The sequence below is a fragment of the Xenorhabdus entomophaga genome (assembly GCF_037996725.1).
GTDB lineage: Bacteria > Pseudomonadota > Gammaproteobacteria > Enterobacterales > Enterobacteriaceae > Xenorhabdus > Xenorhabdus khoisanae.
The window spans coordinates 1-9,440 of sequence record NZ_JBBMXH010000131.1 but is presented as its reverse complement, the minus strand read 5'-3'; the positions used below and the strand labels follow the sequence as shown (position 1 = coordinate 9,440).

Sequence of the window (9,440 nt, the reverse complement as noted above, 5' to 3'; positions counted from 1 at the left end):
TGGTCCCACCTGACCCCATGCCGAACTCAGCAGTGAAACGCCGTAGCGCCGATGGTAGTGTGGGGTCTCCCCATGTGAGAGTAGGGCACTGCCAGACATCAATTAGCCAGAGAAGCCATCCTTCACCGGATGGCTTTTTTGCGTTTGGCATTGGAAAAATCAGTTATGAATTACTATCTTCTATTTCATAAAATGAAATAATTTCAATTTGAGTACAATAACTCGACACCGCTTTCATCTTTTTGTTAAATTTAGCTATCTAGAAGTCTAAACATGCAAACTGAAATAGTAGAGGTTTCGAGCAATGCCTATTCGTGTACCAGATGAATTACCTGCGGTAAATATTCTCCGCAATGAAAACATCTTTGTCATGACGTCAACGCGGGCAAATATTCAAAATATTCGCCCATTGAAAGTATTGCTACTTAACCTGATGCCCAAGAAGATTGAAGCTGAAAATCAGTTTATTCGGTTACTATCAAATTCACCGCTACAGATTGATATTCAATTACTGAGAATTGATAGTCGGCAATGTAAAAATACGCCGATTGAACATTTAGATACTTTTTATTGTGATTTTGACTCAGTAAAAGATCAAAATTTTGATGGATTGATTGTCACGGGTGCTCCTTTGGGATTGGTTGAATTTGAGGATGTAACTTATTGGAATGAAATTGAAAAAATTGTTACTTGGGCAAAGAGTCATGTTACTTCGACACTTTTTGTCTGTTGGGCAGTGCAGGCAGCCTTAAATATTCTTTATCGTCTCCCAAAATATACCCGAACAACCAAACTATCTGGTGTCTATTCTCATTCAACATTAGATCCTTTAGCGTTACTAACGCGCGGATTTGACGAAACTTTTTTTGCGCCGCATTCTCGTTTTGCTGATTTCCCTGAATCCGTTATTCGCGAGCATACAGACTTAGATATTTTAGCCAGTTCAGAAGAGGCTGGCGCTTATTTATTGTCCAGCAAGGACAAAAGACTCGTATTTGTTACAGGTCACCCTGAATATGATGTCGGTACGCTGGCAGCAGAATACTGGCGTGATCGGGCTGCTGATTTGAATCCTGCGTTACCGATCAATTACTTCCCGAATGACGATCCTGAAAATAGCCCCATTGCTGCTTGGCGCAGTCATGGTCACTTACTGTTTTCAAATTGGTTGAATTATTATGTTTATCAAATTACGCCATATGATCTAAGTATAAAGGATTTAATTTTAATGAATTCAGATAATTAAATCATATATTTATTTTATTTTTATTTGATATTTATACAATTATTTATACATGGTTCACTGAACAAGTCTATAAACAGGGTACAAGATGAGAACAGAGCGAAAGGAAAGATAAAGAGCTCTATCGAGGTCAATGTGTTAAATGTACTGTGCTAATGACTAACGACGAATATCGTATTCAGTGAGCAGGTCAGTACGTTTAACGCCCCAACCTTGTGAAAGGGCTGCGGCGTATTTCGTCGGAACCTAGGAGCGATAGAGGTAACAGCTAACTGATAGCCCTGCCAGTGAGAAGATACCCTCTTATGGCTATCTTCCCTATAGCTTCAAATTGCGGTCAGACTATTTTTATGACTTATTTCGAGCCTTACGCTCAATGGATTGACCGTTGATATTAAAATAACGGCTAGGCCAGATCTCTGAGGGATGTATTTCGAGATAGTTAGCAATAATCCATTCGCCTTTCGGCCACGGACGGCTAAGAGTATTTGCCAGTGTAGATGAACTGAGTCCGGTTTCACGGGAGAGCGCGGCTAAGGTTGTGCCTCGTTTACGTAATGCAGCAATAATATCGGCTTGATGCCAGTCTTTTTTAACATTGAACATTCCTGCTACCCCTTCCATTAATTGATCATTGATGGTGGCGATTCAGACAGGGTTAGCACTACTGGGAGCTATCTTCCAGCGAGGCCGAAGCCTCCCCCGCCTGAACCGCCATTGAAAGGGCGAGTGCAGACACACTGGTAGAAACATCCTACCAGTGGATAGCTCTTTGCAAGGGTGCTAATCCTTGACCATTGGATTTTGCCAGTGGCGGGGCTACTTTAACTGATTGGTTTAACTGGTTCAATAAGCGAATCAGTATAAAGGTTTAACTTTTTGCGTTATATGCCATTAAACAGCTCAAGACATTGTTACCATTCGCGCTTAAGGTAAAACCTCAGTCTCAATGTGTTATGCACCAAATCTCATCAGAAACTTTTAAGTCCAGTTATTGTGTGTCTGGTGTGTTTTATTTGCGATGGGGATTTTTAATCTTTCAGAAGAATATTGATTAGACATCCATGTCTATGAGATCAACAGCAATAATGCTTGCGGTTACACTCCTTGTCATTGCTTTGGTTATATCAACCATGGGATATACATGCGTAATACTATAAAAACTACATATTAAAACCCAACAGCAAAAATAAATGGTGTTGAATTAACCACTGAAAATTCTGGTTCAGTTTTTTGCAAATACACCCAGCATTTTTCTGTATCCCAGTTAATTACTTGAAACCAGTCATTAGCAAGATTTAAATTGGTTGGATTATTTATTTTTGTTGAGACATATATAGCTAATACTTGATTTGGGAATTTTCGTGGGAAGGTAATAACTTGATTATCCTCACTATATTGCTGTTTTCCCTGCACCCATTGATGAATAATTCCAGTATCTCCGCATTGCCACCAACCATTAGCTGATTTTTTTGCTGTGTTTTTACCTCCATATCGCGCATCACTTTCTGGTTTTGTATAGATTTCTCCCCTAATAGCATAATTTCCAGCAGGTTGATAGTTCCCTTTCAGTTGATACTTGCTATCAGATTCCCCTTTCGTATAACTATCGCCTTTCACGGCGTAGCTTCCGACAGGTTGCGCACCAATATTTTTCACAAACTCCGTTTTATTTGGGATATCCGCACCGTTCTGCTTTTTCTCCAGATAGAGATTGGAGTTATTATTGAGAGCATTTTGATTTGCAGTATTTGCCAAATCGTATGCTTTTTTCACTGCTTTAGATGTTGCAGCAGTAATCTCACTATCGCTATCAACTTCATTACTTAGAGTAACAAAGCCTCTATCCTCCAATGTTGCGTAAGGATGATTACGGCTTGCGGCATGTTCTTCAATTGCTTCTTTGATTGCTTTTCTGACATCGTCCATTGTTGGAACGATTACTTCGCTTTTATCTTGCATATTCATTCCCTCATCTAATCAACAATACACAATACACATTGCTAAGTAATATGAAGGCGGTAGGATACTTCTCCGCCAGTGAACATCACTAAAATGGGTTCATCAATACTGGAGAGTACGGCTTGATTTAATTCAGTAGGCTAATTGCATATTTTAATGGCAGGATGACATAAAATAACAGGCGGGGAATTAATGAACTTTATCAGATGACTGATAAAACTTGGCAAAGTGAATGTGAACTTTCTCACATTTTAAGCCATCGGTTTCATTAATCTCTATTCTGTACGGGAATTAATAAAAATCAATGCGTTAACTAAATTCCATCAAAGTTATCCAGCCGCTGCTTCTGTTCATCACTCAAACTAAACGCAAAGTCTTCATGCTCTGCCTGCCATGTGCCAAAACTCATCAGGAACGCAATTGCCGGATCTATCTTGTTCGCTGATTTCTTCTTGTTCGGTTTAATATTGGCGTTCGCATCGGTTTCCATCACCACATTAGCTATTGCCCAAGCAAGCACCGGATCACCGTTGTGACGAATGACTTTGCGATTCACAAAGACCTCAGCGGATTTCGCTACCGGGCTAAAGCGCATATAGGTTTGTGGGAATGGCTCGACGTCCAAGCCTGCGCCCTGTAATTGGGTGCGTAGGTGTGTGGCGTTCCATGTGTCGAAGCCCACCAGTTTGATATCAAATTGCTGGCTGTCTCTGAGAATATCATCACGGATACGGTCATAATCAATGCAATCGCCCGGTGTCGTGCGTAACCAGCCCATTTGCGCCCATTGTCGATAGATTGCCCGATTCTTATTCGCCGGATTCTGTAGCTGGGCTTCGGGTAAGTAATGACGGGTCAGTAATAACAGTTCGTTATCTACCGGAAACGTGTAACAGATACTGGTGATATCGCCGGTGGAAGATAAATCCAGCCCAGCGTAACACTCCAGCCCCTTAAGATCGTTTTCATCGTATTCTGTCTGGCAGACTTTCCAAGCGCCATCACCCATCCACGGCGTTTCGCCCTGGCACCAGATATTAAAGCGTTTGGTTAACATCTCTGTCCATTGTGACGGAATGCCCCGCGCCTTTTGGATTGTGTCATGCAATGAGGTACTGTCTACTGACACATCGAGATTCGGATTGGCCTTAATCCAGAGCGATTCATTATCAATTTCTTTCTCGTCGTCCAGTTCGTAGATCAGGGCAAATAACGATTCGTTCTGTTCTTCGCCTGCCAGTATCTGACAGCAATAATCATAGTGCTGTTTACAGGCGGATATCACGTTACTGCCTGCCGTGGTAATGGCAAACAGAATACCTTCGGGACGGGCGCCCATGCCTAATTCAAGGGCAGAGTAAACCGCGTTATCCGGGTGTAAATGGTACTCATCGACAATAGCCAGACTGGGGTTAGTGCCCTCAATCGTTGAGGCTTTGGCTGCCAGTGGCTTTAGCAGGCTGTTACTCTTTGCATAAGTCACTTTATGTTGCTGGATAGCGACCCGTTTCTTGAGGGGTTTGGATAACAGGCACATTTGGCGGGCATCATCAAACACAATACGCGCCTGATCCCGGCTCACGGCGGCGGTGTAAATATCCTGCTGTCCCTGTTCCATGACCAAGAACCAGTTCGCCAGCATCGCGGCAACCGTAGATTTGGCATTTTTTCGTGGCACCTGAATATAGGCACTGCGGTATTTTCGGCGTCCGGTTGCTTTTACCTTGAAGCCGAACAGGTTAGCAAAGGCAAACTGCTGCCACGGTTCTAATGCAATCGGCTTACCGCGCAAGTGACCTTTGACATGCGGACAGAGGCGGGAAAAGCCAATAAAATGCTCTACCACTTCGGTATCGAACGTATAAAGCGGGTTATTCCGGTCGTTATAATAGCGTTTCACGGCCTGTTTCAGACGCTTACAGGCCGGAATAGTGCCATTTTCGATATCAAAAGCGTACTGCTCCCATGCGTTCATAGGCGGTCTAGCTCGTCCTCTTCCTCAGTTTCTACCGGATTTCGACGGCGGGATACCGGATCAAAGCCCAGCAGCGAGGACATTTTTATCATGATTTTTTCTGCATCAGCCTTTGCTTTCAATGAAGGGTTACTGGTTGCCGCGCCGCGTGAACCTTCCACCGCGAACCCACGCAACTCAATATCTGCCACGGCTTTACGATAGATGGCATAATTGACGCAATACAGTTCTAGGTTGTTCCAGTCCGCCGGGCTGAGGTCGTCACGCTCGTTAAGGATTTTGGCTTTCGATTTCCATTGTTGCGCGGCGATATCATTTAAATACTCAGGGGGTTTCGGTGCTCTTGCCATAACTTTATGTTTCCTATGAAGATTACTGCTATTGAAAAAAGTGCCGTGCATAAAAATTTGAGGGGGCGGCGGTTCTTTTTAGCGGGGCGTTTGTCATTTTTGATCCCCCCACCTAGTTATTGCATTGTGTTATTATCATTCAATCAACCAATCACGACGCCTTGCTGCCTCTGCTTCCCGTTCCCGATACTCACCATTCTTACGCCGCTGTTTGGTTGCCGGGTCTGTCTGCACGGTCTTACGGTTATGGCAGCCATGACACAGGGCTTGATGATTGGAGTCAGGCCAAAACAGTACATCACTGTCACCATTGATCGGTATGATGTGGTCAACGATGGTTGCAGGTGTATAGCTGTTCTGCTTAAGGCAGTGGACACATAACGGATTAGCCTTGAGGTATATCAATCGGTAGCGTCCCCATCGGTTACTGTAGCCTCGCTCGGTGCGTGTGCCTCTCTGCTTATCCTGTTGGCGTCTGGCTTCCCGTTGATGCTCCACACAGCGACCCGACTTTACCCGTTGCTTACATCCCGGATAGCTACAGCGCTTTAAAGGTTGCCACGGCATCAGAAGATCCCCACATCACGATAGACAGACCACAGTGATTTGATGGTGAAAGGCACTTCTTTAAGCTCTACATCCGTTGCCATTGCCCGATTCTCATACAGCAAGCCGATATAGAGTAAGCAGCCTACTTTAATTGCAGGGCTGAATATCAAGCCCTCTTCAAATCGCTTACCGATATGTTGCTGGCAGACTTCCAATGCAGCCTCGGCATAGCCCTTGAGCAGTTCATCTTCAAGCGTATTGCTTTCATCTATCCGGCAATGTTGTTTGATTTCATTCAGGGGAATAACCATCTTATCCATTCAATACGCCTCCCTTACAAAGCAACTCTAAGCGGGTATGTTGGGGGTCGGGGATTACTGCCACAATGTTAAACAATTGACCGTTGGTACTGTCACCCTGATAGAAGATGCGGTTTGCGGTGGTGATATCAGCACGGTAGCGCAGCCAGATACGTACGGCGGCTTCGGTGAACACTGCACCGGAGGCCATCAATTCACGCCCGCTAATGTGTTTGACCTCCGCCCAGACCGTAGCCACATCCTGCCACACCTGCATACGCTGGCCCGATGGCAAGTTGTTCTGGGTAAAATTCTGTAACGTAACGCGATGCCTTAATGCGCCTGCTCTCATTCCTTGCCCTCCGGTTGTTTCTTCACTTCTACCGTCTGCTTCCATGCCTGACTGAATTCATCACCCCCTTCACGGGGTGATAATCCCTCGCGTTCGCGGGCTTCATTCGGGCACATCACCCCGGACTTAATCGCGGTTTCATAACTCTGGAAGCGTTCTTTCGGATTGGCACGCAGCAAATCGGCGGTATCAAATTCAACTTGGTAGCGAATGCCCTTTTTCGGTGAAGCCATCAGCAAGGCGGATTTAATTTGTTGCTCAAAGTTGGCAAGCCACGGGCGCATGGTGATCGTCAGAAAAGCGCGTGATGCTTCACTAAAGTTGCTGTAGGTGCTGTTCGAATACTCTTGCAGAAAGATAGGGCTGACATTGAACATCCGGGCGATATCGTCAATGGTGAAACGGCGGGAAGCCAGCCACTCCGCATCCTGATTACTCATGCCTAATTGCTGGTATTCCATCCCGCCTTCAAGGATCGGTGTTTTGCCTGCATTGCGAGCACCTTTGTAACGTTCGAGGGCTTCCAGTGCCTTAGCGCCTTTCGTACCATCTAACCAATCAGCGGATTTAATCACCCCTGCCGCCATCATCCCCTCTTTCATAATGCTTGCACCGTGGCGTTGTTGTGCCAGTCCCAAGCCCAATGTTTCACGGCAAATGGTGACAGGCGAACGCCCCAGAAAGCCGTCTTCGGTGGCATAACGCAAATGCAGCACTTCTTCTTGCAGGTAGGTTTTGACCTTGCCGCTATAAGGTTCAGTTCAGTGAGGGTATAAGCGAACCGGTGATCGGATAATCGTTGCGGGACAACCGCTGACGGCGGGTAAGGGTGTAACGATTGTGGCTGTCCGTCTTTGCCCCAGACAATCACGGCATAAGCGTTGCCATTTAGCAGACAATGACGCATTAAGGTTCGCTTGAACTGAAACGGGGTTTGGCAGTCGTTCGGGCACTCATTGAGCAAATAATCCACCGGGTGATCGCTTAACCATTCACGGGACTCTTTCCCGTTCCGGTGCTGTACCCGATAGAGATAACAGGGCATGGTTGCCACCGCTTCACTAATCACCGTGACGGCATTCATCACGGCGGGTAAACCTTCGGCTGTCGAGGGTGAAACATGCTCGCCCGATTTGGTGTTAGATACGCCTGCCAGAGAAAGAAACTCATCAATGGTCATACTGCGAGTCTCAGGGTCTTTACGCTTAAACGGCCACATGGTTACACCTCGGACAGTTGCAGCCAGTAGTGGCGCAAATTGCAGGGCTTAACTGCATTCAGCGAACGTTTGGCGATCTCCACGCCACTCTCAGGGTAGGCGGGCAGACTGGTGATCGTGATTTCCCTCAACTCGGCTTCTAATACCGTCCTGATATAAGGCTCCTGACCCACATCCCACTGATCCTTCAATGCCCTGAACCCAAAGGACATACCGGAAATATCACCCCGTTCAACCAATGTCAGCACATCGCGGCCTAATTGGGTATCGGGCGGGGTTAACTCGAAACGTAATCCGGTGGCATCTTCACTCAATTGCAATGTACCGGAGGTGGTGCGGCCTAACAGGTTCATGTGATCATGTTCATAAAGTGCCCTGACATCGACGCCAGAAGTTAAGCTGGCACTAAACGCATTCGGGGCAAACTGTTCGACAAATTCATCCCATAAGATTTGTGATCGGCTGTTCCACTTAATCACATAACCGGTCAGCTTCTTATCGCTGGCAGAAAGTGATGCCGTTCTTAATTCAATATCATTCATTCGATGAACTCCAAGACTGAAAAGGGGCGCTGCGCCCCTCTTGCTTATTTACTGGTTGCTTTGATTTCCAGTACCTTGATGGCGTTGGAGTCCACCAGACCGCCGCCCAGATATTTATCCGTGTGTACCTTATAGAATCCCGGTTCGGTGATATTGTCAGGACGGGTACGGGTTCCGGTTTGATGGTCAACAATGAAATAACCGCGCTTGAAGTCACCCAGACCGATCACACCCTCTGGCATAAATTCGAGGTAATGGACAGGCAAGCCCAGCAACATATCGGGATCGCCCGCTTGCAGACGCTCACGCCAGATATAATCCCCGTTGCCGTTTTTCAGCTTCTGCACATGGGCGGCGGTTGTGGAATTCATTACCCACACTGAGTTCTTGCGGTATTTATTCTTGAGCAGGAATTTAAGGTCAATCAGGCTATCCGCCTCAAGTTTGGTCGCTTCCAGCTTTTGCAATGTACCGAACGCGCGTACTTTGTCGGCTTGAGTATCACGAGGATAAGACAGAAAGCCTTTCGCTTTTTTGCTGCCATCACCGCTCACAAGATCCGTTTCTTCGGTATCCACAAAGGTGTCGGCAATCTCGGAGGTCAGCCAGCCCAAGATATCCACATCGCTAAAATCGATAATTTCTTGGGTAGTCTTGGGGTAAGCGTAGATAGGAAACAGCTTAATGCTGACTTCTTCCATCTTCGGTGTCGTTGTCTCACCGCGTGCCTTGCCTTCTTCCCCGTGGGCTACCGCTGCACCACCGACTGAAACAAGCTGTTTATACTCGTTGCTGCGAGTGGTTTTAATCGTACAAATCTGGCGCATGACTGACTCATCGTAACCATTCACCAGCCCTGTATTGACTAGCAGGAAAGCAGATTAAAGACATCCGGATAGGGCTGTTTTCGGGTCACCGCTGTCGCGATTTCACTGAGTACATCCAGTGC

The 9,440-nt window shown here is 46.1% G+C and carries 9 protein-coding genes, 1 rRNA gene and 2 pseudogenes; 2 read left to right on the top strand and 10 right to left on the bottom strand.

The window, feature by feature from the left end; genetic code table 11:
* Together rrf and metA are read left to right on the top strand one after the other, a co-directional pair.
* Positions 1-97: ribosomal RNA gene (rrf, locus tag AAC854_RS19740) — 5S ribosomal RNA — on the top strand; the annotation flags it as partial.
* A 207-nt stretch (positions 98-304) separates the two neighbouring features.
* Positions 305-1,246, top strand: coding sequence for a homoserine O-acetyltransferase MetA (gene metA / locus AAC854_RS19735; RefSeq protein WP_340618606.1), 942 nt, complete (start codon positions 305-307; stop codon positions 1,244-1,246).
* 345 nt (positions 1,247-1,591) lie between these two features.
* Here the strand turns inward: metA and AAC854_RS19730 are convergent, their stop codons facing one another.
* The 10 genes and pseudogenes from AAC854_RS19730 to AAC854_RS19685 form a co-directional block, all read right to left on the bottom strand.
* Entirely contained in the window at positions 1,592-1,849 is a 258-nt protein-coding gene (locus AAC854_RS19730) for a helix-turn-helix domain-containing protein (RefSeq protein WP_273549827.1), read from the bottom strand.
* A 564-nt stretch (positions 1,850-2,413) separates the two neighbouring features.
* On the bottom strand, positions 2,414-3,205 hold the full coding sequence (locus AAC854_RS19725; RefSeq protein ID WP_340618605.1) for a tail fiber protein: 792 nt from the start codon (positions 3,203-3,205) through the stop codon (positions 2,414-2,416).
* A 313-nt stretch (positions 3,206-3,518) separates the two neighbouring features.
* A complete protein-coding gene (locus tag AAC854_RS19720; protein ID WP_340618604.1) occupies positions 3,519-5,180 on the bottom strand; it encodes a terminase large subunit in 1,662 nt (553 codons plus the stop codon).
* Complete coding sequence (locus AAC854_RS19715) at positions 5,177-5,530, bottom strand: phage terminase small subunit P27 family (protein ID WP_340618603.1); 354 nt, start codon at positions 5,528-5,530, stop codon at positions 5,177-5,179. Before AAC854_RS19715 ends, AAC854_RS19720 begins: the two co-directional genes overlap by 4 nt.
* A 135-nt stretch (positions 5,531-5,665) precedes the next feature.
* Positions 5,666-6,097 (bottom strand): HNH endonuclease, encoded by a 432-nt coding sequence (locus tag AAC854_RS19710; protein ID WP_340618602.1) that lies wholly within the window; start codon positions 6,095-6,097, stop codon positions 5,666-5,668.
* Positions 6,097-6,399 (bottom strand): head-tail connector protein, encoded by a 303-nt coding sequence (locus AAC854_RS19705; protein WP_340618601.1) that lies wholly within the window; start codon positions 6,397-6,399, stop codon positions 6,097-6,099. The genes AAC854_RS19710 and AAC854_RS19705 overlap by 1 nt, the downstream gene beginning before the upstream one ends.
* Positions 6,392-6,730 (bottom strand): phage head closure protein, encoded by a 339-nt coding sequence (locus AAC854_RS19700; RefSeq protein ID WP_340618600.1) that lies wholly within the window; start codon positions 6,728-6,730, stop codon positions 6,392-6,394. The genes AAC854_RS19705 and AAC854_RS19700 overlap by 8 nt, the downstream gene beginning before the upstream one ends.
* A pseudogene (locus tag AAC854_RS19695) lies at positions 6,727-7,949 on the bottom strand (phage portal protein). The gene AAC854_RS19700 and the pseudogene AAC854_RS19695 overlap by 4 nt, the downstream one beginning before the upstream one ends.
* Before the next feature lie 2 nt (positions 7,950-7,951).
* Entirely contained in the window at positions 7,952-8,491 is a 540-nt protein-coding gene (locus AAC854_RS19690; protein WP_340618599.1) for an HK97 family phage prohead protease, read from the bottom strand.
* A 44-nt stretch (positions 8,492-8,535) separates the two neighbouring features.
* Positions 8,536-9,330, bottom strand: a pseudogene (locus tag AAC854_RS19685) (phage major capsid protein); the annotation flags it as partial.
* Positions 9,331-9,440 lie beyond the last annotated feature (110 nt).